This is a genomic window from Flavivirga aquimarina (genome assembly GCF_030540835.1).
Lineage (GTDB): Bacteria > Bacteroidota > Bacteroidia > Flavobacteriales > Flavobacteriaceae > Flavivirga > Flavivirga aquimarina.
In genome coordinates this window covers 93,741-120,615 of sequence record NZ_JAUOEK010000056.1, presented here as the reverse complement: position 1 = coordinate 120,615, position 26,875 = coordinate 93,741, and the positions used below count along the sequence as shown (strand labels likewise).

Annotated in this window: 16 protein-coding genes; 2 read left to right on the top strand and 14 right to left on the bottom strand. The window is 32.7% G+C overall.

What is annotated here, in order from left to right:
* Positions 1-206: 206 nt before the first annotated feature.
* The 9 genes from Q4Q35_RS04110 to Q4Q35_RS04070 all read right to left on the bottom strand — a co-directional run bounded on the left by Q4Q35_RS04110 (position 207) and on the right by Q4Q35_RS04070 (position 14,235).
* Positions 207-1,115, bottom strand: a complete 909-nt coding sequence (locus Q4Q35_RS04110) for a PKD domain-containing protein (protein ID WP_303276668.1) — start codon at positions 1,113-1,115, stop codon at positions 207-209.
* Between the two features lie 28 nt (positions 1,116-1,143).
* A complete protein-coding gene (locus Q4Q35_RS04105; protein ID WP_303276667.1) occupies positions 1,144-2,514 on the bottom strand; it encodes a DUF4832 domain-containing protein in 1,371 nt (456 codons plus the stop codon).
* Positions 2,515-2,540: 26 nt separating this feature from the next.
* Positions 2,541-3,899 (bottom strand): Gfo/Idh/MocA family protein, encoded by a 1,359-nt coding sequence (locus tag Q4Q35_RS04100; RefSeq protein WP_303276665.1) that lies wholly within the window; start codon positions 3,897-3,899, stop codon positions 2,541-2,543.
* Between the two features lie 106 nt (positions 3,900-4,005).
* A complete protein-coding gene (locus Q4Q35_RS04095; protein WP_303276664.1) occupies positions 4,006-5,478 on the bottom strand; it encodes a RagB/SusD family nutrient uptake outer membrane protein in 1,473 nt (490 codons plus the stop codon).
* 10 nt (positions 5,479-5,488) lie between these two features.
* Positions 5,489-8,800, bottom strand: a complete 3,312-nt coding sequence (locus Q4Q35_RS04090) for a SusC/RagA family TonB-linked outer membrane protein (RefSeq protein ID WP_303276663.1) — start codon at positions 8,798-8,800, stop codon at positions 5,489-5,491.
* Positions 8,801-8,961: 161 nt separating this feature from the next.
* The gene (nagB, locus tag Q4Q35_RS04085) at positions 8,962-10,890 is read right to left on the bottom strand and encodes a glucosamine-6-phosphate deaminase (RefSeq protein WP_303276662.1); all 1,929 of its coding nucleotides are present in this window, start codon (positions 10,888-10,890) and stop codon (positions 8,962-8,964) included.
* A gap of 9 nt (positions 10,891-10,899) precedes the next feature.
* Complete coding sequence (locus Q4Q35_RS04080) at positions 10,900-12,213, bottom strand: sugar MFS transporter (RefSeq protein ID WP_303276661.1); 1,314 nt, start codon at positions 12,211-12,213, stop codon at positions 10,900-10,902.
* Between the two features lie 10 nt (positions 12,214-12,223).
* On the bottom strand, positions 12,224-13,117 hold the full coding sequence (locus tag Q4Q35_RS04075; RefSeq protein ID WP_303276660.1) for a sugar phosphate nucleotidyltransferase: 894 nt from the start codon (positions 13,115-13,117) through the stop codon (positions 12,224-12,226).
* An 11-nt stretch (positions 13,118-13,128) separates the two neighbouring features.
* Positions 13,129-14,235 carry a mevalonate kinase family protein gene (locus Q4Q35_RS04070; protein WP_303276659.1) on the bottom strand — a complete coding sequence of 369 codons (1,107 nt, stop codon included), beginning with the start codon at positions 14,233-14,235 and terminating at the stop codon, positions 13,129-13,131.
* A 201-nt stretch (positions 14,236-14,436) separates the two neighbouring features.
* Between Q4Q35_RS04070 and Q4Q35_RS04065 the strand changes: the two genes are divergently transcribed.
* Entirely contained in the window at positions 14,437-15,480 is a 1,044-nt protein-coding gene (locus Q4Q35_RS04065) for a LacI family DNA-binding transcriptional regulator (protein ID WP_303276658.1), read from the top strand.
* Here the strand turns inward: Q4Q35_RS04065 and Q4Q35_RS04060 are convergent.
* On the bottom strand, positions 15,477-16,118 hold the full coding sequence (locus Q4Q35_RS04060) for a carbohydrate-binding family 9-like protein (RefSeq protein ID WP_303276657.1): 642 nt from the start codon (positions 16,116-16,118) through the stop codon (positions 15,477-15,479). The two genes, Q4Q35_RS04065 and Q4Q35_RS04060, sit on opposite strands and share 4 nt — an antisense overlap.
* Positions 16,119-16,799: 681 nt before the next feature.
* Here Q4Q35_RS04060 and Q4Q35_RS04055 point away from each other — a divergent pair.
* Positions 16,800-18,485: an eCIS core domain-containing protein gene (locus Q4Q35_RS04055; protein WP_303276656.1), complete on the top strand. Its 1,686-nt coding sequence runs from the start codon at positions 16,800-16,802 to the stop codon at positions 18,483-18,485.
* Positions 18,486-18,507: 22 nt separating this feature from the next.
* Here the strand turns inward: Q4Q35_RS04055 and Q4Q35_RS04050 are convergent, their stop codons facing one another.
* Genes Q4Q35_RS04050 through Q4Q35_RS04035 form a run of 4 tightly spaced genes read right to left on the bottom strand, consistent with a single transcriptional unit; the run spans position 18,508 to position 26,872 of the window.
* Positions 18,508-18,897, bottom strand: coding sequence for a DUF4280 domain-containing protein (locus Q4Q35_RS04050; protein ID WP_303276655.1), 390 nt, complete (start codon positions 18,895-18,897; stop codon positions 18,508-18,510).
* A gap of 6 nt (positions 18,898-18,903) precedes the next feature.
* Complete coding sequence (locus Q4Q35_RS04045) at positions 18,904-20,256, bottom strand: ATP-binding protein (protein ID WP_303276654.1); 1,353 nt, start codon at positions 20,254-20,256, stop codon at positions 18,904-18,906.
* Complete coding sequence (locus Q4Q35_RS04040) at positions 20,244-24,005, bottom strand: contractile injection system tape measure protein (protein ID WP_303276653.1); 3,762 nt, start codon at positions 24,003-24,005, stop codon at positions 20,244-20,246. The genes Q4Q35_RS04045 and Q4Q35_RS04040 overlap by 13 nt, the downstream gene beginning before the upstream one ends.
* Positions 24,002-26,872 carry a baseplate wedge protein gene (locus tag Q4Q35_RS04035; RefSeq protein ID WP_303276652.1) on the bottom strand — a complete coding sequence of 957 codons (2,871 nt, stop codon included), beginning with the start codon at positions 26,870-26,872 and terminating at the stop codon, positions 24,002-24,004. The genes Q4Q35_RS04040 and Q4Q35_RS04035 overlap by 4 nt, the downstream gene beginning before the upstream one ends.
* Positions 26,873-26,875: the final 3 nt, after the last annotated feature.

The following is a 26,875-nucleotide window of genomic DNA, read 5'->3' as shown; positions in this document are numbered from 1 at the left end:
ATCTTGAATCAACCCGACAGGTTTGTGTTTAGATTTTAGAGGTTGTACTATTTCTAAATGAATATTTGTATAGGTTTGGCTTAAAAAGAAATAGCTGTATTATATTGAAATTATTTAATACTTGAAGATAGAATCTCTGTATTAATAATTTAAAATGTATTCGGCTAATACAATACATCAGGTAATAGCCGAATACATTTTTAGTTTTACTCACAAAAACCTATCGAATCTTCCGATGGAAGTTCGTAAATAATAAAACTACTTGTTGCTGTTACTTCGGGGAAAACAGCCACACCAGCCCAGCCAATAGTTAGTTCTGAAATTGCAATACCTATATAGCTTCCTAATGCTCCAAACTGAGTTTTTGGAATACTAAACTCTATAGCATTGGTTTCTGCATCAACACTAACTAACCCTGATGAATTGAAGTTTGCTCCAGAACCAGCTAGCCAGTCCCATCCCCATCCTCCACTAGGATCGTTATGTGAGTAAAAAGCACCCCAAGAACCACTTAGTGGTGGTCCCTCAAATAAATATTCTGCTCCAGAACTTGTAGGCCATTGCCAGCTTAAAAACCCTGTACTAGAGTCTCCATCTGTATTGAAATATATATCGACTAATTCCATTTGCATGGTTGTATTTCCTTCAAGGTATACATTTATGTTTTCGCCTGCTCCCCACATTTTGATTTTTTGCATAGACCCTGTACCAGAAGCACTTTCGTCATATAAATATTCAACATTTTCCCAATCATCAAAATTGCCGTTTATTTCAATATCAATTTCAAAAATTTCAGGAGTTGCAATGGTTTTAGTAGCATAAGCTTCTTGTCCAGAATCATTCATGGCAGTAAGGGTTACCTCAACCTCTCCACCAGCCTTAGTATAGGTATATACCGGATTTTCTTTATCGCAATAAAAATAAAGATCACCAAAATCCCATCTGTAGGTTGTAGCTCCTTCAGAAAGGTTGGTAAATGTAAATGTATTTCCATCACCAACAAACGAAAAGTCTGCTATAATGCCCCCACTAGAGGTTGTTTCTTCATCGTCCGTTGCACAGCCTGCAAGCAGTGAAACAGCAATTAGATAGTAGAAAAATGTTATTTTTTTCATGATTAATTTATTTAGAGATTAAATAGTTTTAATTAATAATTAATGTGTGTTGCAAATTATTGAGGCCTAATGCGGCTTCCCAAGTATTAGTGTTCGCTAATTGTATTGAATATTCTGTTCTATCTGATAATGTATCATGTGAATCTTCAATTTTTAAAAGCAATTCATAATTTCCAGATGGAATCCCTGAAAGACTAACGGTTTCTTCTAATTCATAATCAACATCTGGAACCACTTTTCTTATGTCAAAGTTTAATGCTTTCTTATAAATTGTTCCATCATTAACCGCTCTGAATACTAGAAATGTGTTCTTAGCATTATAAACTGGTGCAAAACCAATATTGTCTATAATGGTATTTAATTCAAAGCTACCATTGGCTGTAGCTTCTTTTTTTAGGCTAGCAGACTTTAATACCAGCCTATAACCTAATTCTTTTTGAAAATCTGTAAAACAGTTATTATTTCTCCACACGTTTAGTACAGGTCCATAATAATCAAGATTTAAATACGTCCATTTTAACAAAGACATCTCTGTATCTGCTGTTGCACAACTCGCCGTTGGAATTCCACTTGGAGGACAAGTTTCTCCTCCTGTAGGAACAAAGAGTGCTTCTTGACTTATATAGCTTTTTTCTATAGTAACATTATTGTATGTTCCATAATCGTCTACACTTGCTAAAAAACAATCGTTATGAAAACCAACTCGTGCAATATCGCTTGTTCCATAACCAACATCGGTTCCTATGGCTGTTGTATAATCAAAAATTTCTTGTTTATACCCTGGTGTTCTCAATTGAATTTTAATACTTTCTGGAAATGCTTCTAACAATTTGTTTAATACTGCTGTCCTGTTTGCTTTTGTATTTAAGCCATTAGTTGTTGTATGCCATTCTCCCCAAGATCCAATAAACCCTGCTTGAACAAAAGCAATCACATCTGCATTATCTGCAAAAATTGGTTTTAATTGATCTAAGTGAGATTCAATAATATTAAGCGGTGCATCTGTATCACTTTGATCACTGTTATATGCAAAACGTAAAACACATTTTACACCAGCTTCTCTTAGGTTTGCAAAATCTGCTTTTATTAAATCTAATTGCGCTGTGCTTAAATCTGAATCTTTAAAAGCGTTTAAATAATAAAGACGTAAAATAATAGTAACGTTTTCATTCATCAAACTTTGAAGCGTAACTAAACTAAGCGGTGTTCCTTCTGAAGCAACACTCCATGAATGCATGAATCCGCGTTCTGGGTTTGAAATAACTTCAGATGATGCTATGTAAGTGATTTCATTTATAGTTTCATCAATAATAACTTCGTCATCACTTGAAGAAACACTATCACTGCCACAACTAATAATTATAATAAGAATTATTAGTACTAAAAACTTATTTTTCATATTCATTTTTTTATGATTAACTACATCTAATAGCTGTCTTTAATCCAATTATAAGGCTTTCTTTTTACCCAATTACCTCTAGTGAAATCTGGAAAATCTTGTGGTGCTCCATTATTCTCTATAGACGCTTCAGATAATGGTGTAATAGCACTCCATGCTGCTGCATCATAAGCATCCATTGGTGGCGCCACATTTAATTTTGCAGATTCTACAAAAGCGTGCATTACAAAGAAATCCATGCCTCCATGTCCGGCACCATTGGCTAATTCACCATATTTTTGCCATAATGGATGATCGTATTTCTTTAACCAGTCATCGGCTGCCTCCCATTCATGAGGTTTTGTTTTGCCATCAATATGAATTCTATTCCCATCTACCTCCCATAAACCATTAGCTCCTTGAACTCTAAAGCCTAATGAATATGGTCTTGGTAAATTAGTATCGTGCGTTACAATTATAGATTCTCCATTAGTTGTTTCAATGGTAGAAGTAATGACATCACCTAGCTTAAATTTAACTTTTGCATTTGGATGATTTTCGCCTCCATGCTTAACAACATAATTGTGTAACCCAACTCCTTTAGTAGCTGTAGAGGTTAATGTCATAAATCTATTACCTCTATTTATATTAGACATGACTGCTATTGGGCCTATACCGTGTGTAGGATATATATCTGCATTTCTTAAAACGGAATGCTGTGTTCTCCACGCAGATTCTGAAATACCTTTTTCTCCAAACTCGACACCTTTGCCATAGGCCGTTTTCCCATCATTAAACTTAACGTGTCGCAAATCATGTTGGTAACCACATCTAAAGTGAATTAATTCTCCGAAAACATTTTGTTTAACCATATTTAATACAGCCATAATATCTCTTCGATAATTAACATTCTCAAGAATCATTAAATGGGTTCCTGTTTGTTCGTGTGTATTTACAAGATCCCAACACTCTTCCATAGTATTTGCTGCAGACACTTCTAAACCGGTATACTTACCTGCTTTCATAGTATCTTTAGCCATACGTGTGTGCCATAACCAAGGTGTAGAAATTACAACAGCATCTACTTCGTCTAAAGCAAGAAGGTTTCTATAATCATAATCATCTTTACCAAAAACCAAAGGTTTTTTATGACCCTTTTCTGTAATCTTATCAACTGCAATAGTTATTCTTTTAGGATCTATGTCGCAAATGGCTGTGATATTTATATCATCTCTTAATAATAAATTATTTAGATGATTAGTACCACGTAAGCCAACTCCTATCATTCCTATTTTTAATTTTTCAGAATTGCTATTGCTATTCATACCAAAAGTAAAACCAGGAAGCATTGAAACACCTGCTCCGAATATTGCTGTTTTTTTTATAAAATTTCTTCTAGAGTCCATTCTTTTTAATTTTCTTATTCTATTATTGTTTAATCTTTCTAAATGAAAGGGTTGTTTATATATACCTTCAAAATATCAAAGCAACCCTTTCATGACTAAACTCAAACTAATTATAACCAGGGTTTTGTAAAAATTCTCCTTTACCTTCACTTATTCTATCTAAGGAAAAAGGGTAGACAGTTTTATGTGCTGCAGTTTCACTTGCTGCTCCAGTTAAATCTATATTATATTCACTGAATTTACCATGTCTAATTAAATCTGCACGGTATTGTCCATTTTCACACCAATATTCGTGAGATCTTTCAAGAAGAATCATCGTATTAAACGTATCTATGTCTGCATAATCTGCTAATAAAAGATCATCTAACTGTGCTCTATTTCTAACAATATTCACTAAATCTATAGCTTCTTGACTAGGAACCCCGTTTTTATTAGCGATGGCTTCTGCTTTTGATAATAGTACATCTGCATATCTATACACAATAATATCTACTGTTGTTATCCCAGTATTTCTGGCAGCATCTTCAGCAATTTTTAATGGTATTGGTCCGTATTGCATATTGGTTCCTGGATTGCTTCTATTATACGTGACTCCATCTGTACCAACATATTCAGCAATAAGATTAGTTTTTCTTATATCATCAGCTTCAAAAGAATCATAAAATTTCCATGAACTTTGTATAGTACCCCATCCACCTCTAACAGGGTAGTTTGATGGTAATACCATAAGTTGCCATTGGTTTTCACTGGTACCCGCGTAATCAGCAGGAATTGCCCAAATAACCTCATTACTATCTACAGGAGCTTGTGTATCCCATAAACCTACATAATCACTTTCTAAATCGTAATGATTCATTGCCATGATTAGGTTTGCTTGTTCTTCTACATCTGCCCATCTTTTTTGGTGTAAATACAGTCTAATTAATAACATTCTTGCCATACCTTGACTAAATCTTCCATAATTAGTTTCAGATGGTGGTAGTAAATCTTCTGCAGCATCTAATAAATCTTGCTCTATAAAACTAACCATTTCATCATTGCTAAGCCTAGCTAAAGGGACTTCATTTAAAGGGGTTTTAAGCAATTCAAGTGGGGCTACTACTAAAGGTCCATACATGTCAAAAAGTTCATAGCTCAATAATGCTCTTGCACATTTAATTTCTGCTATACCTATTTTTTTCACATTCTCATTAGCAGAAGAATTCTCTATTAAATCTATACTTAATGTATTAGCACTTATTTTATTATAAAAATCATCGTAAAAACGAGTTACACTCTCATGTATAGGCTCAAAACTATGAAAAGTAGCATATAATTGCACACTAAAATCACCCATAAGTATCTCTGTGGTTGCATCGTTAATAAACATAACACCACGTTCTGATGTGGTATGAAAACCATCCCACCAAGCACCTCTCAAAGGATAGTATGCCGCTGCAACTAAAGCTTCAATATCATCTTCAGATTGCGGAAAAATAGCTGGACTTATTTCCTCAAAATTAACCGACTCAAGTTCTGGACTACATCCAGACGATAGGGTTATTAATACCCCTATTATAATTAGTTTAATATTTTTCATAATCATTTTTTTAAAATTTTAAATCAAGGCCTATAGTAAAGGTTCTAACATTAGGATATGAAGCAACTAGATTTGAAGGATCCCCCCCTGTTGAAATTACATCTGGATCATAACCATTTGTTTCTGGGTCTGCACCTTTATAAGGTGTAATTACAAAGAGATTCTGTGCTCCCAATCTTAAAGCTGCACTAGATGATGAATTTTTACCAAATATTTCTTTCGGGAATTGATATGACAATGAAATATTTTGTAAACGAATAAACCAAGCATCTTGTAAAAAGAAATCACCAGAACCATAATTAGAAAATCCATAATGAGAACCTGGTCTGGTAGTAGATGGATTTTCTGGTGTCCATCTATTAAGTATGTTTACTAATGCATTATTACCTTGTATGGCAACGCCATCTGCTGATACCCCATAGGCTACATCTGTTGCATCTACTATTTCTCTACCAAACATACCATTAAAATGGAAGTTTAATTGTATGTTTTTATAAGTAATTACATTTGTGAACCCCGCTATAAAATCTGGATCTGAACTGCCTAATAATACAGTATCTGCTATATCTATTTGTCCATCTGGTGCTCCTGTACGTTGAAATATCCCATTTTCATCAACTACTGGGTTTCCACTTCCATCTCTTACAAAACCATTAACATCTTTTATTTTAATTTGGCCAGGAAATAAATCTGGTTGCGCAGGAACTACTTCTCCTATTTGCATAATACCATCTGACAAATAACTATGGTTTGCACGTATAGGGTCATTTACCTCTTGATATACAGCTGGTTTCCAATCTGGTGCTCTTTCTAACCACCTATCGTCATAACTAGAATAGGTTAATGTACTTCTCCATGAAAAATTTTCGGTGCGAACATTAACAGAGTTAAGTGTTATTTCTAAACCTTTACTTTGAGTTGAACCAATATTTGCATTAACTATTGAGACTACCTGATATGAATTAAGGGCTTTCTCATCTAAAAGATTTGATATTTTTCTATCAAAGTACTCAATTGAACCAGAAACTCTATTATTAAAGAATCCAAAATCTAAACCTATATTGGTTTCTTTTGTTGTTTCCCATTGTAAAAATGGATTGGCTATTCTATCATAAAACACACCTGTTAATATAGATTCATCTGGATTTAACCATGCGTTTAATGCAATAAGCGCCGCTTTTGCATTAGCTGGAATTGCTTGATTACCAACTTCTCCATATCCAGCTCTTAATTTGAATTGAGATACTTTATCACTAACACTTTCCATGAATGGTTCTTCGGCAATATTCCATCCCAATGCTATTGATGGGAAAATATCATATTGGTTTTCTTTAAAGAACTTTCCTGATCCATCTCTACGTACTGTAGCTGTAAGCAAATACCTGTCTTTATACACATAGTTAATTCTACCAAAAACAGATGCAAGCTCACTTTCACTTCTAAATGAATCAACACTTGCAACGCCTGCAGCGGAATCTATACTATTCCATAAAAAAGCATCAGTAATAAAATCATTATTTTGTAAAGCCTCACCGTAATCTTCTTCTTTTTGATATGAAGCTCCAACCATTGCGGTTAATTTATGGGCTTCATTAAAGGTCGTATTATACGTTAATGTAAAATCTAACAACTTATCATTCTGTATCGTATTACTTATAGAGGCTCTACCGTTTTCTAATTCACCCCATAAAGTTGTTCTAGGCAAATAGGTATATCGACTACTAACGCCTTGATCTACACCTCCCGAAAACCTTGCAACTAACCCTTCAATAGGTTTTACTTCTAAATAAAAATTAGCAAGTGTTCTATCTGTTTTACCTTGATCTGTGATGGTAAGCATAGATGCAGGATTAGATGTTGTGGCATTATCAGGATTAATTGGATAATTTCCAAACTCATCAATAGCGTCAATAAGTGGTGTAGTTTGTATAGCAGACCTTATGATACCTGAGTTTTCAAATGCCTGTCCACCTAATTGTGTATTATCGTTATTAATGGTACTTTTCGTTAAAGTCATACCAACATTAATGTAGTCATTAATTTTTTGATCTAAATTTAATCTTAAAGATGATCTTTCGAATTCAGAATTTTTTAAAACACCTTGATGTTCGAATAAATTTCCAGACAAATAATATCGTGTACTTTCTGTGCCTCCATTTATAGAAAGGTTATGTTGCTTTACAATACCTTCTCTTGTTATTAAATCGAGCCAATTTGTACCTTCACCTGCATTATTAATTTGGTCATCTGAATAGAATCGAGAAAAAGCAATGCCATTAACTGGGTCTGCAATGGCTTCTTCTAAAGTTCTACTATTTTCCTGCCCACTTGCATAAGGGGTCACTCTATTTAAAAATGCCCAATTTTCAAATGTTGCTTCATTTCTTAATTGCATATATTCAGAAGCACTCAGTACTTCATAATTATCCTCATAGCTTTGAAAAGAACTTGATGTAGAATAATCTACATTAATTTTACCAGCTTTACCTTTTTTAGTGGTAATAATAATTACGCCATTTGCTGCTCTAAGCCCATAAATAGCAGAAGAACTCGCATCTTTTAAAACTTCAATAGATTCAATATCATTAGGGTTAAACGAATTTAAAATTCCTTGAGTACCACCACTAAATCTATTACCATCACCTGGTTCTTCTAAACCTGTTAATGGAAAGCCATCTACTACAATTAAAGGAGCATTACTTCCATTTATCGATGCTGCACCACGAACAAAGATGTCTATACCTCCACCTGGTTGTGCACTATTTTGAGTTATTTGTAAACCAGCCGCTTTTCCTTGTAGAATATGGCCAATTGAAGGTGTTGAAGATAATATTAAATCATCAGTTTTAACTTGTGAAATAGCACCTACTAAATCTCGTTTTCTTTGAACACCGTACCCAACAACAACAACTTCATCTAAATTGTTATTATCCTCAGATAATGATACATTAATAATTGATTGATCATTAATTATTACTTCTTTAGTGACAAAACCTAAATAGGAAATCACTAATGTTTTTCCATTGTCTGGAATGGTTATACTATAATTACCATCAAAATCTGTAGCTGCACCTACAGTGGTTCCTTTTACTTGAACAGAAGCTCCAGGTAGTGGAACTCCATATGCATCAGTAACTTTACCATTAACTATATTTTGTTGGCTATACCCCTTCTCTATCTCAAAAGAATTATTAGAGTTCAGCGAATATGTATTCGCATTAATTTGCATTAAAGAGACTATTAATATTATAATAGTTAGTTTCGTTCTTAAATCAAATTTTAATTCATTACTTATGCTGAGTAGCATCTTGAATTTTTTCATATTTTTGTTATGATTTATTTATTAGAGATTAAATTAAGTCACTTAGTATAACCGGAAAATGCTGCAACATTTTTCGGTTTTTAAGTTAATGTTTGTTTGAGTTAGTGTTGTTTCATAGTTTCTTTATCTTTAGTTGTTTTTATAGTTAGTTTTTATTATAATTAAAATTCCCACCTCACAAAAGCTTCCATAGCAGCATAATGTGATAAACCTAATTGGTCGTACAATTCGGCTGTTTCTTTATTTCTGTCTTCAGCTCTTTGCCAAAATTCTCTGCTATCTGAACCTTGAAAAACAACCCCGTCTTTTTGTGATTGGTGTTTAAAAATCCCTTTTCGTTTTTCCAGCACTTGGTCTGGTCCCATAGGCACTGCCATTTCTATTTCATCTACTGCCCATTCTTGCCATGCGCCTCTGTATAACCAAACCCAACAGTCATTCATAAAAGGTTTGTTTTTTAATTTTTTAACAGCTTCAAAAATGGCATCTAAACATACTTTATGAGTACCATGAGGGTCTGCTAAATCACCAGCCCCATAAATTTGATGTGGTTTAATTTTCTCTATTAAGTCTATAGTTAAATTAATATCTACATCACTCAAATCATTTTTCTCTATAGTACCTGTTTCATAAAAAGGCAGTTCCATAAAATGTATTTGTTCATCTGGAAGTCCAACAAAATGGCTTGTTGCCCTAGCTTCTCCTTTACGTATCAAACCTTTTATGTACCTTACTTCTTTAGTATCTATTTCGCTATCTTTCTTATTTTTTAAAAATTCAATAGCTCCTTTATATATTTTTTGGGCTTCAATACTTTCTATCCCAAATTTTTCGTTGTAATCGCATACAAAACTGGCATATCTTAAAGCTTCATCATCTGCCACTGCTATGTTACCAGATGTTTGGTATGCGACATGTACTTCATGTCCTTGCTCTTGTAACCTTTTAAAAGTACCTCCCATACTAATTATATCATCATCTGGGTGTGGACTAAAAATTAGTACTCGTTTTTTTACTGGTTGCGCACGCTCTGGTCTATTAGAATCTTCGGCATTTGGTTTTCCTCCAGGCCACCCGGTGATGGTATATTGTATTTTGTTAAAAATCTTAATGTTAATATCGTATGCTGGTCCGGAGTCTGCCAATAAATCACTCATCCCATTTTCTATATAATCGGCATCTGTAAGCATTAAGATAGGCTTTTCTAAATGAAGCGCTAAACCTAAAACTGCCTTACGGATCATTTTATCTGTCCAAACAATTTTTTCAACTAACCAAGGTGCATTGATTCTTGTTAATTTTGAAGCTGCTGCCTTATCAATTACAAAAACAGCATTATTATGTTCTTGTAGAAAAGAGGCTGGTACTTGATTTGTAATAGACTCTTCTACTGAAGTTTTTATTATATTAGATTTTCCTTCTCCCCAAGCCATTAGAATAACACGCTTAGCTTCCATGATTTTTTTTACTCCTAATGTAATTGCGGTTCTTGGAGTATTGCTTAACCCTGAAAAATCTTTACTTGCTGCAACTCTTGTTATATGATCTAAAGCGACTAATCGGGTTTTTGAATTTTGAAGCGAACCAGACTCGTTAAAACCAATATGTCCATTTCCTCCTATACCTAATATCTGTAAATCTATTCCTCCTAAAGCTTCAATTTTAGCTTCATAATTTTTACAATAATCAGCTATTTCTTTTTTAGATAAAGTGCCGTCTGGTATATGATAATTCTCTGGCAATATATCCACTTGGTCCAATAATAACTCCTTCATAAATCGCACATAGCTATTTACTGAATCTGGTTTCATTGGATAATACTCATCTAAATTAAATGTGATTACATTTTTAAAGCTCAATCCTTCTTCTTTATGCATTTTAACTAATTCTGCATAAAGGCCCTTAGGTGTTGAACCTGTTGCTAGCCCCAGCACACAAGATTCACCTTTATCTTGTTTAGCTCTTATAAGCCCTGCTATTTCTTTTGCAACTGATTTTGATGCCGTTGATGAATTTTCAAAAACTACGGTTTCGATATTCTCGAATCTTTTTTCAAAACCTGTTGCCTTATCTATACTACTTTTTAACATTTCTTTTTTTTATTTTTTTGACCAACTTTTATATCTATGCCCCTTAACTGCAAAAAACAGTATAATGGCATAGCACGGAATTAATACCCAATAACTTCCTGTTGCTGCTGTTGCAGCTGCTTCTACTTCTGAAATCCCACTAGATATTAATTCATGCTTGCCAGAGTCTACTAATCGTCCGTATAAAGGTGGTATAATAGCGCCTCCCGAAATTGCCATAATTAGCAATGCGGAAGCGGTCTTAGTAAACTTTCCTAAACCATTTAAAGTTAATGGCCATACTGCCGGCCATACCAATGCATTTGATACCCCCAAGGCTGCTACAAATAATACCGATGTAAAGCCTGTTGTTATTAATATACAGATGCTAAAAATTATACCTAACGCAGCACTTACCTCCAAGGCTGTACTTTGTTTAATATATTTGGGAATTAGAAACACTCCTAAAGCATAAGTTACAACCATTGCCATAAGAGTAAATGTGGTAAAAAACTTTGCATCTTCGGCCGAAAACCCTAATGATATACCATACGCTATAATACTATCGCCTGCTATAACTTCGGCTCCTACGTATACAAATAAGGTTAATACGCCTATCCATAAATGAGGGAATTGAAAAATATTGGTTTTACTTGTTTCTCCTTCTTTAGTTTCTTCAGCCTGAGCTGCTTCTACGTTAGGGAGTGGTGCTTTTTTAATTAATAAAGCAAATACAAATAAGGCTATAGCCATTATTAGATATGGTGTATATACGCTATTGGCCATGGTATCTAATAATTGTCCTTTTTCTTCTACAGATACTTGTCCTATTTTTACTTTAACATCGTCTATACCTGATAATAATAGAGCTCCAAAAATTAATGAGCCCAAGGCTCCTGCTATTTTATTGGCTATACCCATTATAGCCATACGCTTGGCACCACTTTCTATAGGGCCTAAAATAATAATGTATGGATTAGCAGCCGTTTGGCATAACGTCATACCTGTACCTTGAATAAAAATCGCTGCTAAAAACACCCAATAAGTACGTGCCTCTGCCGCTGGAATAAATAATAACGCCCCTAAAGACATAATAATGAGACCTAAAGACATCCCTTTACGATAGCCTATTTTATTAATAATAAAAGACGCCGGTAATGCCATAATCACAAAAGATATATAGGACGCTGTAGCGACAAAATAGGATTGCGCTTCGGTTAATTCATTTATGGTTTTCATAAATGGAATTAAAGCACTGTTTATCCAAGTTACAAATCCGAATATGGAAAACAGACCTGCTATTATTGCAATAGCGACCTTATTATTGCTAGATGTTTGTGTCATACCATCTTTTTTAATTACTTATTTCTTGTGTAGCATCCCAACTAAAGTTTGGAAACTCTTTTTTTAAATATTCTTTGACATGCTCAATGTCTTCTTTGGCTGTTAAATCTGGAACATGCTCTGAAAAAGGAATCCCTAACGCTGTTTTTGGATGCTCTTTCAACATATTTAAAAGAACAGTAGGTAACTCTTTCTCATTTCTTTCCGGGTTTATAGGACAATCTTTTAAATATGGATATATCATGTCTCCTTTAAACTTAAAAGCATTCATACTAACTCGTATCTTTCCTTCTGTATCTTTATGTTTGTCGACTTCATTAGCTTCTGGCTTTTCAATAATATTTAACAAATGATTTTCATTATCGAGTTTAGCTACTGCAAACCGAGAAATACGTTCTGAGGAAAACTCTAAAGAATCACGATCGTAACTAATAAAAGCTGCAGGGCTTTCTGTTGCTCTTAAAGCATACAAAGCTTGTGGTGAATACAAGTTATCACTATTACAAACCGAATAAAATTCTGAGTTTAATTCTGGATATTGCTCTACTGCCTGAAATAATGCATCTGCTGTTCCAAATGGTTTTACCCTATCTTTTGGGATATATTGAATTGCAAAAGATATATTTAACCCATAAAAATCATTGTCTTTTTCGTATTTCCCGTAAAAATCTTTAAAAAGTGCTCCTTGTTCACTTATAATTATATATATATTATTATAGCCTGCTAGTTTCGCATTATATAACAGATAATCTAATAAAGGCCTTCCATTTGGCCCTACACCAATAAGGGTTTTACTTCTTTGATTAGCTTGAGCTATTTCTTCTTGACTTAAATTACTAGATATAGCTTCTTTTTTCATTCTAGATGAAGCACCTCCTGCTAATATTATTAAATTCTTGTGCATAGTATATTAATCTAGTTTTCGATGTTTATTGTTTTTGATCTTTCTAATATTCTTGCTCCGGAATCAACAGACACTGGATATGATTCAATAGCTCCTGCTTTTAAAATAGCTTCAACTATTGGTGCCTCTTTTCCTGGTTCTGCTATAACAACAATACTACCTCCTCCTCCAGATCCAACTATTTTAGCTCCATAAGCTCCTGCTTTTAAAGCTGCCTCGATCATATCATCAATTCTGGGAACAGTAATTTTTAATAAATCCCTTAAAACGGTATGATGACCATTCATCAACTCTCCTATTCTTTTTAAATTAAGTGTCTCTTTATTAAATTCTATTAAGGCTTTTTTTGTATAATAGTGGTTTTTAATTGCCGCGTTGAAATAGGGAACATATTCTGTTGGTAAACAATTACTGTATTTATCTAAATCTTCGATTTCTGCTTTATTTAAATTGAAGTCTTTAAATGTTTTCGTAACAATATCTACAGCTTTTAAGGTATTTCCTTTTACTTCTGCAAGTAAACCAACTGTTTCTTTTGGAACACCAGACACACCAGAAATCAAACCATTTAATTCTGTTCTTATAATATTACAAGAGAATGGCTCTGATGTATTTATATAAACAACCTTTCCAACACCTATACTATAATGATCCATCATGCCCCCGGGTGCGCCTTGCTCCAATACTTCAGACTCGTATGCTATTTGTGATATTAGTTCGGGTGTGACTTTTTTAGTAATGCCAAAAGCTTCAATTAAAAAATTAGCCCATGATATAACTAATGCAGAAGAGCTGGATGTTCCTGCGTTTATAGGTAAGTTTCCTGTTATTTCTATGTTGTAACCTCTATTGGGAATACAACCATATTTTTTTAATACTTTAAGCGTATATAGTATATGGTCTCCTTTTTCCAGATCTACAATATCTTCATCTATATTAATGATTCTTTTCTTGTTTATATCTGGTTTATTAATATTAAAAGTTCGCAATCCATTTTCTATTGCTGTTAGTTTAATATGTTTACTTATCGCACACGCAATAATGGGTAAACCCAAATAATCTTGATGATCTCCAAATAAACATGTTCTTCCTGGTGCTATTGATATAATTTTGTTCATTTAAATTAAATATATGTCACTGATATTATGACATTTAATGTTACTAAAAAGCTGATTTTAATTTATGTATTGCTGCGAATGTATTTATTTATTTTAGAAAAAAAAAGAAAAACATCAAAAAATGTGCTCGAACACACAAAAAAAGTGTTATCGAGCACATTTTATGTAATATTACACTTAAGTTTTATTATATTTGCTAATATGAAGAAACACACTATAAAAGATATAGCTAAAATGGCAGGGGTGTCTAAAGGTACTGTCGACAGAGTAATACACAAAAGAGGGAAAGTATCTCAAAAAGCTTTAGAGAAGGTAACTAAGCTACTTGAAGAAATTGATTATCAACCAAACCCAATAGCAAGAAACTTAAAAAATAATAAGGTTTATCAAATTTATGTTGTAATACCAAACCCGGAAGAAGATAGCTTTTGGGAACCTTGTATTAAAAGTGTTAATGATGCGATTGCAGAATTTAAGTCTTTTGGAATAGTTATTAAACTGTTTTTTTATAGCCCTAACAGCACTAAATCTTTTAAAGATATTAATAATGAGATATTAAATTTATCTCCTTATGCTGTTTTATTGGCTCCACTCTTTTATAAAGAAAGTATTAGTGTTGTAAAAAATTATCAATCGGCAGGTATTAAAGTAAGTACCTTTAATAACCAAATAGATTCAAAACAAGTGGTTAGCTTTGTGGGGCAAAACTTATTTCAAAGTGGCAGGGTTGCAGCTCGATTAATGCATATGATTACTCCAAAAAATTCTGAAATTATTATTTGTCATATTGATGAGACATTTAACAATGCCCTCCACATGCAACAAAAAGAAAAAGGGTTTAGAGACTATTTCGATGAACAAAATCATGATAGTTACACAATATCAACACTTAGTGTAAGTCAGGAAAATCTTTATAAATCACTTATCACATTCTTGAAATCTAAACAGAATATTTCTGGCATCTTTGTAACGACTTCTAAAGTATATAAAGTAGTAGAAATTCTTCGTGATAACAATTTAAAAAACATCAAACTTATAGGTTACGATTTATTAACCGAAAACATTGATTTTTTAAAAGAAGATATTATTTCGTTTTTAATTCACCAAAACCCAAAAACACAAACATATCTAGGTTTAACATATTTGGTTGAACACTTCTTATTTGATAAAGAAATTCAAAATCAAAAACTTCTACCTATAGATATAGTAAATTCAGAAAACTTAAGTTCTTATATAGAAAATTAATTGGATTCTAGCTTTAAAACGCCAAATGAAGAAGATATATGAAAATTTGGTTCATCGGTTTTGGGATCAACCCATGTAATCCACACAGGCTCGTAAGATGACTTTTTTGTTTTATAATATTTCGCTCGAAACAGTCCGGTCTCTATTTTTTCGTTATGGATTAAGTCTAATTTCTTTAAAGAAGGTATGCTAATTTTACCTTCAACGCTATAGCCTTTATCTGTAATGTTAGATTTTATAATTAAATCTTCACTCGGCCAATTCCAATTAAAATCAAAGTTTTTATTTGGTAATGCTTTAAAATCCATAAGCCTTGGAGTTGGGTCTATCTCTAAACAATAATAAGGATTAAGAGATGAATTTGGTCTAAAAAATAGCTCTACCCTATCGGATATATTTATGCTATTAAAACTATTATCTGTGTTGTTAATATGTATGGTAGCATCTGTAACTTTATAACAAAAAAACAGGTAGTCTCTATCCCATAATGCTTTAAATTCTGTTTTCGTATGCTTTATATCTTCCCACGGGGAGTTAAAATCAGTCAAAACTACAGCTTTATCCCAAAGCTTGTCATTACCCTTCCCCGTGATAATTAATTGATTACAAGGAATATTATTTACTTTGTAAAGTTTCATCTAATCTTTAGCATTGAAAAATTACTTTTCTTTTAACTTAAATTGAAAAGCATATTATTAAAAATATTGAATTGAAAAATTTATAATAATTTAACGTGAATCTTGGATAAGAAAATTTGTGTCAGTCTGAGTGATTTTTGCAAAAAATCGTATCGAAAACCTGTCTGCCGACAGGCTGACAAGTAAATTTTCGACTAAAAAAAGCTTCTCGATACAAAATTCTTTCAGAATTTCACTCGAAGTGACTTCTGAACTCTTAAACAAGATTCACGTTAATTTAATATGAAAACGAAGTTACATGTATTTCTTTAATTTTCATAAGGAAAATCAAATAATTGTGCTCGAGCACAATTATTTGAAATAGTAAAAATATAGAAAACGTTATCATACTCTCTATAAATGTACATGTAATTCATAACTGGAAAGGATATTGGAAAAGGACTAGCTTATAGAATAAACGGATTTTAAATCAAATCTGACCTTATGCAATGACTTTCGAAAAAAGAAGAAATACTAGACTATTGTACGCATCATTTAACTTAAAATAGATGCTCATCATGTTACAATAGAAGCCAATAATAATTTTAAAAAAACGTTCCAAATAATCTTTTTATCGCTTATTTTTAATAACTTACAAATAAAATTATACAAAGACAAACACATACATAATATCTAAAATTTATGCAATCATATACCAGTAAAACTCAAGATAATGAAAGTAAATCGATTGTAAATAATACACTTAAAATACAAAGTAGTGAGGAATCTGCATTAAAATTTGCAGATAATAGACCTGAAACTATTGCACAAAGAAAACTTCAAGATAAAACAGATAACAGTCCACAGGCAAAACGAGTTGCTCAATTTCAAACTATGGCAAACAGCTATAGTGATCGACAACAACAACCAATCAATAATACAGGACTGCCCGATAACTTAAAATCAGGTATTGAAAGCCTTTCAGGTATTGATATGAGCGATACTCGGGTACACTATAATTCTCCAAAACCAGCACAGTTACAGGCTCATGCATATGCGCAAGGAACAGATATTCATATTGCATCTGGTCAAGAAAAACATTTACCTCATGAAGCATGGCACGTAGTACAACAAAAACAAGGAAGAGTGAAACCTACCATGCAGATGAAAGGTGAAATCAATATTAATGATGACACAGGTTTAGAGAAAGAAGCAGATGTGACGGGAGCTAAGGCACTTTCTGTTACCTCAGAACAAGTATCTACAATTAAAAGTCTGACACCAACACATGCACCTATGCAATTAAAAATGGGCTTTGAATTTGAATCAGCAAAAAATAAAGTGTTAGGAGCTGATAGAAAGTTTATTGTTTATGAAAATGATCAATTCTCTTTAGAAGCTGATACTAAAGAGGATGTAGAGTTTGTAACTAAACCGTTTAGTAAGAAATCTGATGTTCTTGGTGCAGTAGGAGCAGCTGCTGAAATGGCCGCTGACATAGTTGCCGGTAAAAATGGAGACAAAAAATACGAGTTTGTAAAGGGGGGTAATGTAAAAAATGATGCTACTATAGAAGTAAACGATGACCTTTTTAGAGCAAGTGCACAATCTACTGAAGGAGTCCGATTAGAAAATTTAGGGGAGTTAATTGATGAACATATTGGAAGAAGAAAGGCTATAACGAGAACGAGTAGAAATACTGCTGATGAAGTTTTAGAAGAAAATAATTTAACGCTAACTGACCATTTACAAAGAAAGATTCATGGGCTCATTCAATATATGGCATTATATGTATTGCAAGTTAAAAACCGTACAGATGAAAACCTTAAAAATGACGATGGACCAAAAGCTTATTTCAGGCTTATGGCAAGGTCTGATTTTAATACCATGTTTCGATCTATAGCCAATGATAATGATTTTGGACGATATCCAAGGCAAAAAGAAGTCAAAGTGACTTTAGTGAGGGATTTGGTAAAAGAAAAATTACCTGGTGAACTTGATTTAGGTTTAGACGATTATATTTTTTACTCTGGTAGCTATAAAGAGGCCAGAGACGATCCTATGAGAGACAGAAATAAAGGGCCAAAGTTAGGTGATTGGATCAATTCTATATTTACAACTGAAATAGCAAAAGATATGATGTCTCCCCCTCCCGGTTATACAGCTCATGCAGATTTACCCCCAGAATACAGGTATGGAATGGGAGCATATGGCATGGATGAGGATAAAGCATTAGTAGAAATGAGAGGCCATAGAAATAAATTGAGAAATACTGGAAGATTTGAAGAAAATAGCGGGAAAATCCCTAAAACGCAATGGGTTCCTTTCGCCAATCATTTTTTTACTACTGCAGTTGCTAGAAATGATAGTTTAGAAAATGATATGTAACATTAGAAGCATCTCCTTTTCATTAAGAAACATTGGTCTGCTCCTGCCCAGGTGATTCAATAGAAATTTCTCCTGCCCACATGCAGTCGCAGGTACTACTATCATCTAAAGTCGTGATATTATTAATTGACACATCACTAATTCCTGGTGACCACGGTGTGGTCGTAGCAGGAACACAAGGCATCGGTGTTAAAACACCAAGTGCTGCCGTAGTTGCCGTAGCAACTACCGGATTAGTAGGTGATGAGCACATCCCAAAAGTTAAGATATTCTCTAAAGGCACATAGTCCATAATGGTTGCTGCCGGCATATTACTCGTGTTTACTTTATTGGTAGGCAATATAGTTAGTGTTGATGGTGTGTCTCCCATAGTGCATGAGAGCATAGCTCCACTACATACTTGTTTTCCCATAATAATTTAATTAAGTGTTTTATTTGATTTACGATATTCTCGTTTAATTCCTGTTATTATATCATTTATACTTGTCTTTTTTTCGCCTTCGCTTGCTGCTTTTACAGCACAATATCTAAGAACATTAATCATTTCACCTCCGGATAACTCATAATCCTTGGCTATTTTATCCAATCCTTCTGTACCTTCTTTCATTTCAAAAACATCACCTATCATTTTTTTCCACAACAATTTACGTTCTTTATATTTTGGTTTTGGAAAATCGATGGTATTTTGAAAACGTCTTAAAAAAGCATCATCTATATTGGTTTGTAAATTGGTGGCTAAAATCACCAATCCATCAAAGTCTTCAATACGTTGAAGCAAATAAGCTACTTCCTGATTTGCATGTCGGTCGTTGGACGAATTGGTTTGTGTACGTTTGCTAAATAGTGCATCGGCTTCATCAAAAAACAAGATCCATGATTTAGATGCGGCTTCATCAAATAATCTACCCAGATTTTTCTCCGTTTCTCCTATATATTTTGACACGACCATTGATAAATCAATTCTAAAAACCGGTTTTTCAGTTGCTTTTCCAAGTAATGTTGCTGCTAGTGTTTTTCCTGTTCCGGGTGCTCCATAAAACAATACTTTATACCCTGGTTTTAAAGTTTTATCGAGATTCCATGTATTTAAAATAAGGTCGCTATGTTCTAGCCATGCTTGTACTTCGTTAAGTTGACTTTTTATTCGCTCTTCTAAAATAAGATCATTCCATGCTAATTTTGTTGTTATTTGCTGCGCTGGAAATTTAGAATTATAACTGGGTAAATATTTTTCACCGCTAATGATACTACTTAAATGTTCTTCTGAAACTTGCAACTTTTCATAAAGCCTGATTGGGTAGTTATCTGAATATAGAATACCTTCGCTATAAAGGATATAATTCTTGCTTATTGTTTTCATAAAATGAAGCCGTTTTTGCATATCTACTGCGCCTCCTAAAATAAAACTAGCCGTTTCCAGTGTTGGTATAAATCCGTAATGTTTTTCGTTTTTAACGCCCCCAAATTCTGAAAATTCACAGTCTAAATTTTTATTTTTAATTAAAAACACATCTAAACATTGTGGTTTAACAAGCGGTGCTAACGCTAGTATGAGTAATAAACGTTCTTCGAATCCAAAATTATATTTTCTAAGCAATTGCGCGTATCCAGACACTTCATCTGTTATTAATGGAGGTATTAAGTCTTTAACATCATTATAACTGCAATTATTTTCAAAATACAATGTAAGCGCTGTATCTATAACGACTTCTAACCATGCAATATCTTGTTGCAGTAATAAAACGCTTTTCTCTTTCATTAATTTCTCCATATTACATCTATTAATTTTTGCATCCAACTTAGTTTTAGTTTTCCAATGCCCCAGGGAATCTGGTCTAATAACATATCAAATGTTTTTTCTTCTACTCTTAAAATATAACTATCTTCTTCAATACTAATGCTACCTTCTCTGCACAGAAATGTTTCTCGTAAACCTTCAATGGATGTGTTTCCAAGAATACTCCAACTTGTAATAACAGCTTTCAACAAGCTTTCAACAACTTCTTTTTCGTTGGGTGTAATTGGTATATGTTGTTCAACAGTATCATGAATAGGCATTCCACAAATAATTTTGTTTAGAATAAGGTTTTGCTCTTCTACCTCGTCTTTTCCTGTAGCTGCATATTGTAGTATGTAAATGGCTTTCTGAATGCTATAGTCATCTTTAAAGACACCATTTTCTAAGAGCCCTAACCGTTCAAACAACATGGCTATATAAGGCCCCAGTATCACGATCCCGGAATTGGAGATATAAATACTGTCTCCAATAACCTCTTCTTCTGTAGCTTCCATTTCTTCTATATTTTCTACAGCTTCTTCCTTTTTATTTTCTATAAGCTCCTCTACTTCATAAATAACATTCGTAATATCTTCGGAAACCTTCTTGGTTTCAGGATAGAATTCTATTGATGTTATTTTATCTGGTAGCAGCTCTATACTTTTATAAAGAATCATACTCCAATCTTTCGCCGACCATTGTACAGGGCTATCAATAGCTATTTTAAGTAACGTAAGGTCAATAAAGTGATACCACAGGCTTTGATATTCTGATCCGGAAAGTTGCAGACGGCATTTTTCCAGTAAGGTTATTACATCTAAAAAACGCAATAGTTCAGATTTTACCATGAAATATTGTATAAATTCAATATGTGATGTATTGTTTAATTTTTTTATTAATCGTTTTCTGAATGATGCGTATTTTAAGTTAAATAGCAATGCTTCCGGAGCTTTTACGCATATCTTTTTAAGCATTGGTAAAACGTCTTTTTTTGAGGCCGTATCTACTACATGTTTCCAATCTTTTTTATCGTCAATTAATTGTTCTACTTGGGTTAACAGTTTTGACGTTTTAGACATTGGTTTTACTTCTTCATCTAACCACATCTTTACATCTTTTATTAAACCAGTATTCGTTTTTTCATCATAAAGTTTTTCTTGTAGCAAAACTTTAATGTCCGATACATTCATAGCAAAAGCAGAAACTATATTTTCAATTAAATAGTTTGTTAATGCTGCTATGTTTAAAACAGGATTCCTATAAGTATAATTTAGTATTAAGTGTTTTATTTTGTTTTTATAATCGGATGGTACACTTCTTATTCCTGAGATTTTTTTATCTAAAAGATCATCTATTAGCGCTTTAATACGAATCACGGATCCATTTACAGATGGATTTACGTGTTTAATAATCATTTCATAGGATGCATCATCTAACAGTTGAATAATTGCCTGTTGATTTTTTGCATTAACAAACCATACTTTAAAACTATCTGGAAACGATGTAACTGTTTGCCTGAAATATTCTTGTAATTCTTTTAATGATTTACTTTTACCCCACCAGGGTAATTTGCCATGTACGCAGAAATACTGAACAACATCGCTTTTATATCTCTCACTTATTTCATCATTATCGGTGCTTTTATAGAATAGTTTATCGTCAAGAATTCTTTTAAGAATTTTATAGTCGATCCGATTTGAAATTTGTTCTTGAAGTCGTGATAATAATACTGTTTTAGAAATATTATGTTTTTTACAAAACTTAACTACTAAGGCTTCAATGCTTTCTTTTAAATTTTGTGTGGTGCGCTTATAAAACTGCTCGTATACTTCTCCTATGAATGTATATATTATAGCATTGGAAACTTCATTTAAGACGGTCTTTTCTTGTAATTTAACAGGCTCATTTTTTGATTTTCCAGTTGTTTTAATAGCTTCTTTAATACCTTCACAGACCTTTTTATCAATGCTCAACATTTCAATAATCTGTAATAGCTGAATAATGACTTTGTTGTTCTGTTCTTTGCTTTGCAGCAATTCTTTATGTCGTTCTATTACCCAATCGGTTATTTCATGTTTGCTATATTGCTGTGTTGACGAACAGATTTTTAATAATAAAAGAGCTAGTTGTAATACTCCTTTTTTACAGTTAATATGTTGTAATTGCTTCTGAAAATCTATTAAAGCAAAGACATTATTTTTATTATAATTTGAATATATTTTTTTTGATAATTCCGACAAAGGTGACTCTATTTCTAATGCTGTCGTTTTTAAATTTTCGTTTGTTTGAATTAATTCTACTTCGTTAATAAAAGACCTAATTGCGGTATACTGTGCAACGCTTTTTTTACTTTCAAATCTTTTTAATATTCTAATGAATTCTTTATCAATCACCACATGTTTCGTTATCTCATACAAAAACGCTGTTATGTCATTTATAGAACTGTTAGCTATCGTACTGTAAGCGTATAAAGCTATTTTCCCTAACGATTTTTGTGCCATCTCTAAAGTTGAAGATCTAACCTGCAAACGGTTGGCTACATCTGAAATCTGCTTAAAAAAGAGAGTGCATGTTATGAATATTTTATTAGGTGATTTTGTGATTATATCTTTAAGTATATGGTCTGGAAATCTTTTAACCCATTGCTCAATATTGGTTCTATTTTTTATATGCTGATCAAAAAATGTGTAAAACGTTTTTGAGTTTTGAGTACTATTAATTCTTATAGCTTCACATAGTACATTGTAAGACATTAATGTATTATTTGCTGGCAACGAATTGTATTTTAAATAGTAGTCCAGAAGTTTAGTAAACTCTACGGTGCCATTCTTTTTTAAATCATCATTAAAAATGTTTTTTGATTTTTCATCTTCTTCTTTTTCCAATGTGACCAATAACTTTTCAAAATCAATAATAACACCTTCTTTATTTTGACGGCTTTTAATTCCTAACACAATAGCGTGAAGTAAACTCTTGTATGTTAATCTGTATTTCTGGGCTATTTTGCGAATAAGGTATTGTAAAAAACTCTTTTGGTTAGAATAGCTTCTCACTTCTGTAAATATATAGGCCAGGGTGATTTCCCAAATAGCATTTCTATAGCTTCCGGAATCGACTTCAATTATTTTATAATCATGTTGATGTTTAACGATATAACGACGGTATTCATTAATATAAACAGCTTCTTCTCCTGCGGCTGCCACAACTATTTGCTCTAAAAAAGGATCTTCTAATTGTGTTATTAAACGTTTACGTACGGTTTCTTTTTGTCCCAGGTTTTTTAACAGATCAACAAGTTCCTTTTTATTATTCTGGAGTAAGGTTTTAAATATTTCAATAGGTTTGCTAGACATAGAAGCATTCCATTTTACATAACCGTTTTTTAGAAAAAACTCAAATTGTTCGATGTGTTTATGATAAAGCTGTTTGCGTTTCCCAATTTTTAAAGTGCCATTTTCATAGCTATTATTTCTAAAAAAATCGGTTAATGCTTCTTCTATTCTTTGCTCTAACCCTATTTCAAAACCTGCTACTGAAATCGTTCCTATATCTAAAAAAACCTCATCAAATTGATCTAAATATTCCGAACTGTTATACTTGTCCATCACTTTCTGCAAAATGCGGTTGATGCCGTATTCCTGAAGTCTGCTTATTTTAGATTGATATGCATATGCTTCTGATGCATTATCTAAAATTAGTTCATAGCGTTGACTTTTAATGATATGTGTTTGTACTTCCTTCACGTTTCATCTTGTTGTTCGATTAATTTCTGGAGTATCGTAATCAACTCGTATGCGAGATCTTTTTGAGTGTCTTCTTCACTTTTTGAAGATAATTGCTCTAACCATTTAAAGTAAGAGGTTTCAAATGTTTTCAAATCTTCATAATCTAACCAATAAATTCCATATTTAATATGTATTGGAAATTGTTCGTATACTGTATTTTTAAACATCGTTTTAAAGTTTTCATTCTGAAAACGAACTGGCCAAGAAGGCGCTATAAAGCTTGCCTGAAAAGAAAAGAAACTTTCATCTATAGGGGCTTTGCCAGCTGCATAATTGACATAACACTTTATTATAGTCCCTAACTGTTCTTCATCAACTACAGTATTTAAACCTTTTAACAGCTCTATATCTTTATTAAGTGCTTCTTCTGAAGTATATTGATTTTCTGAAACCATTAAAACCTCTCCTTCTTGTCCATCTTCTCCAGACGAACTAATTTCTAAACTATAGTTATCTTTTTTATGAATAACAGAATATTGCAATTGCCCTAAAAGGAGTTGATTTACAAACGTTGTTATGGTTTCGTTTCGTTCTTGACAAGGTGCCCACACTTTATGAGTGAGTTTTAAATTCAATCCTATTGAAGGGAGCAATGAGAAGTCTATTTGAAACCCAAAATACGCTTCCTTGTAAGGTGGCAATAATAGTAAGTGTTCAATCATGAAGAAACCTTCACTCTTTTGGTTGATGTTTACCAAGTAAGCTACTGCTTTTTGAATGGCTGTAACGGCCTCTTCTTGAGTCTTTGACAGATGAACTATATTAGCTTCTTGATTTGCTTTTTTATAAAATATATAATATAAATCCTCCTTTTCGCTTTTTTTAATTTCGTAATTATCGGCTATAACACCATATTTTAAAGTGTCTTGCAGTAAGGTTTCTTTATCTCCCATATAGTGCATGACTTTATATAGATCATCTTTTATGACTTCGTCAATTGTTACATCTTCAATTTTTATAATTTCCAGATCTTCTTGCGAAATATTAATGGCATCAATAACGACTTCTATATTTAAAGTTACAGGGTGAATTTCTATTTCAGAATCTTCAAAACCTTTGATAAGCGATTTAATTTTAAAATCATCGATATCCATTAAGATTGCCAGCTTACGAAGTATTCCCGGAATAAATTGATTTTTTTCTCCTTCTTCTGGTTGGTGATAATTAAAAGACCTTGCTCTGCCATAGCTAATAGATGCATATTCGCGTACTAATTGTCGCTTCGATGTTAATAGTTTCTTATCGAATTCTTCATTCATTAATACTTCGCCATAACTACTACTGTTTATCTTACGAAGTGCATAGGTTTGAAATGTCTCATTAAATCTAGATAGCAAATGATTTGCTACTTCACTTAACCTTTTTAAGGCTTTGTTATCAAAACGATTATTAATATCGTTTAACGTTTCTTTCCATTTAGTTAATTCATATTCACCATTTACAGGTTTTATTAAATCAATTAATTCTTCCGTATCGGGAAGCTCTTTTGTAAAATACGATGCATGGTTATTATCATTCACATCGTATAATGTATGGATATTACTTAATTGAGTTAAAAAGTTGACCATTAATTGATCAAAAGGCATTAAATATGCTTGTAACTGTTTTACTTGAGCTTTACGTAAGTCTGTAGCCTGGCCACTTATGCCTCTATCTCCTATTCCATAGAGCTCAGGAAGTTGTTTTCTAATGGGGAAATAGGATGTCATATCAAGATGATTTCCAGGAGGAATGGATATTTTATTTAATGAACTAGAGGCTTCTTTAAACCCTCCATAACTTAATGCTCGTATAAGTGAGAATTGTTTTTTAGTTTCGTTTAAATCTGGTTGAAAAAAGGTATTTGAATTTTCAAAAACGATTTCTTTGTCAGACTTAGGAAACGTTGCAATCACTCTTGTATTTTTTGGAACTTTAAAACGATCACGTATTTGAATCATGTCCCCTGTATCTGGGTCTTTATATTGAAAGTAAAAGTCATTAACACTTACAATTCCCGGAATTTGGGTTATTATTTTCATAACATCAGAGATCACAATCTCTTCTAAAGGATCTTTAAGGTCTTCATCTAAAATAAATCCATCTAATAAATTGGGGCCATTGAATATTTTATTAATTGGCGTATCTTTTCGTTGTAACTCCCATAACGAATAGTAGTTAACATTCGACACCATGTAATCGTTTACCTGGTTAAAAACTTTTGCCAAAATCTCTTCTCCGTTTACACTATTTGAGAGTTTTATATTTAAACCCATGGCAAGCCTTAATGGCTTATAAATTTCTATGTTATAAATATCTTCACATAGGTTTCTATTGGTGTTATAAGTAGTAAGTATTTCTTGTATGATTCTTTTGTTATCATCACTTTCTTCCTGAGGGTCTGATTTGTATTTAAATTTCCCAATAAAAACACGTAACAGTCCTTTAATATTATCAACTTCTCCCGGACAGTCTTCTATAGGGTAAATCCATACATTTTTCACATTAGAAATTTGATCAATCCAAATTTTCCTGTAATCATAAAAAGTAATGGGGCCTGTTGTTAAAATATCTGAAGCAACAAAAAAACCATTATCTCCGGAATGTAGTTCTTGTCCTCTAGATTTAATTAAGATATCTTGTATTGGAGATAGTGTTTTATGGGCTAATTCCGTAATGGTATATACGATACTTTCTAATATAGTTACTCCGGGATCGTGCTCATTAAAATCTGTCCATACTTCACTACTAAGCTTCTGGATAATTTCTAAAGCCTCAAGATGCAATTCCTCATAAAGACTAGTGCCTTCTTTCTTTTTACTAATATATCCTTTAACGTTATTCATGAA

Excerpts from the sequence above, each read along its gene's own strand:
- Q4Q35_RS04055 (WP_303276656.1), top strand. The coding sequence starts at position 16,800 with ATGCAATCATATACCAGTAAAACTCAAGATAATGAAAGTAAATCGATT.
- Q4Q35_RS04105 (WP_303276667.1), bottom strand. The coding sequence starts at position 2,514 with ATGAAAAATAAGTTTTTAGTACTAATAATTCTTATTATAATTATTAGT.
- Q4Q35_RS04035 (WP_303276652.1), bottom strand. The coding sequence starts at position 26,872 with ATGAATAACGTTAAAGGATATATTAGTAAAAAGAAAGAAGGCACTAGT.
- Q4Q35_RS04075 (WP_303276660.1), bottom strand. The coding sequence starts at position 13,117 with ATGCACAAGAATTTAATAATATTAGCAGGAGGTGCTTCATCTAGAATG.
- Q4Q35_RS04095 (WP_303276664.1), bottom strand. The coding sequence starts at position 5,478 with ATGAAAAATATTAAACTAATTATAATAGGGGTATTAATAACCCTATCG.
- Q4Q35_RS04065 (WP_303276658.1), top strand. The coding sequence starts at position 14,437 with ATGAAGAAACACACTATAAAAGATATAGCTAAAATGGCAGGGGTGTCT.
- Q4Q35_RS04045 (WP_303276654.1), bottom strand. The coding sequence starts at position 20,256 with ATGGAGAAATTAATGAAAGAGAAAAGCGTTTTATTACTGCAACAAGAT.
- Q4Q35_RS04090 (WP_303276663.1), bottom strand. The coding sequence starts at position 8,800 with ATGAAAAAATTCAAGATGCTACTCAGCATAAGTAATGAATTAAAATTT.
- Q4Q35_RS04050 (WP_303276655.1), bottom strand. The coding sequence starts at position 18,897 with ATGGGAAAACAAGTATGTAGTGGAGCTATGCTCTCATGCACTATGGGA.
- Q4Q35_RS04110 (WP_303276668.1), bottom strand. The coding sequence starts at position 1,115 with ATGAAAAAAATAACATTTTTCTACTATCTAATTGCTGTTTCACTGCTT.
- nagB (WP_303276662.1), bottom strand. The coding sequence starts at position 10,890 with ATGTTAAAAAGTAGTATAGATAAGGCAACAGGTTTTGAAAAAAGATTC.
- Q4Q35_RS04080 (WP_303276661.1), bottom strand. The coding sequence starts at position 12,213 with ATGACACAAACATCTAGCAATAATAAGGTCGCTATTGCAATAATAGCA.
- Q4Q35_RS04060 (WP_303276657.1), bottom strand. The coding sequence starts at position 16,118 with ATGAAACTTTACAAAGTAAATAATATTCCTTGTAATCAATTAATTATC.
- Q4Q35_RS04070 (WP_303276659.1), bottom strand. The coding sequence starts at position 14,235 with ATGAACAAAATTATATCAATAGCACCAGGAAGAACATGTTTATTTGGA.
- Q4Q35_RS04100 (WP_303276665.1), bottom strand. The coding sequence starts at position 3,899 with ATGGACTCTAGAAGAAATTTTATAAAAAAAACAGCAATATTCGGAGCA.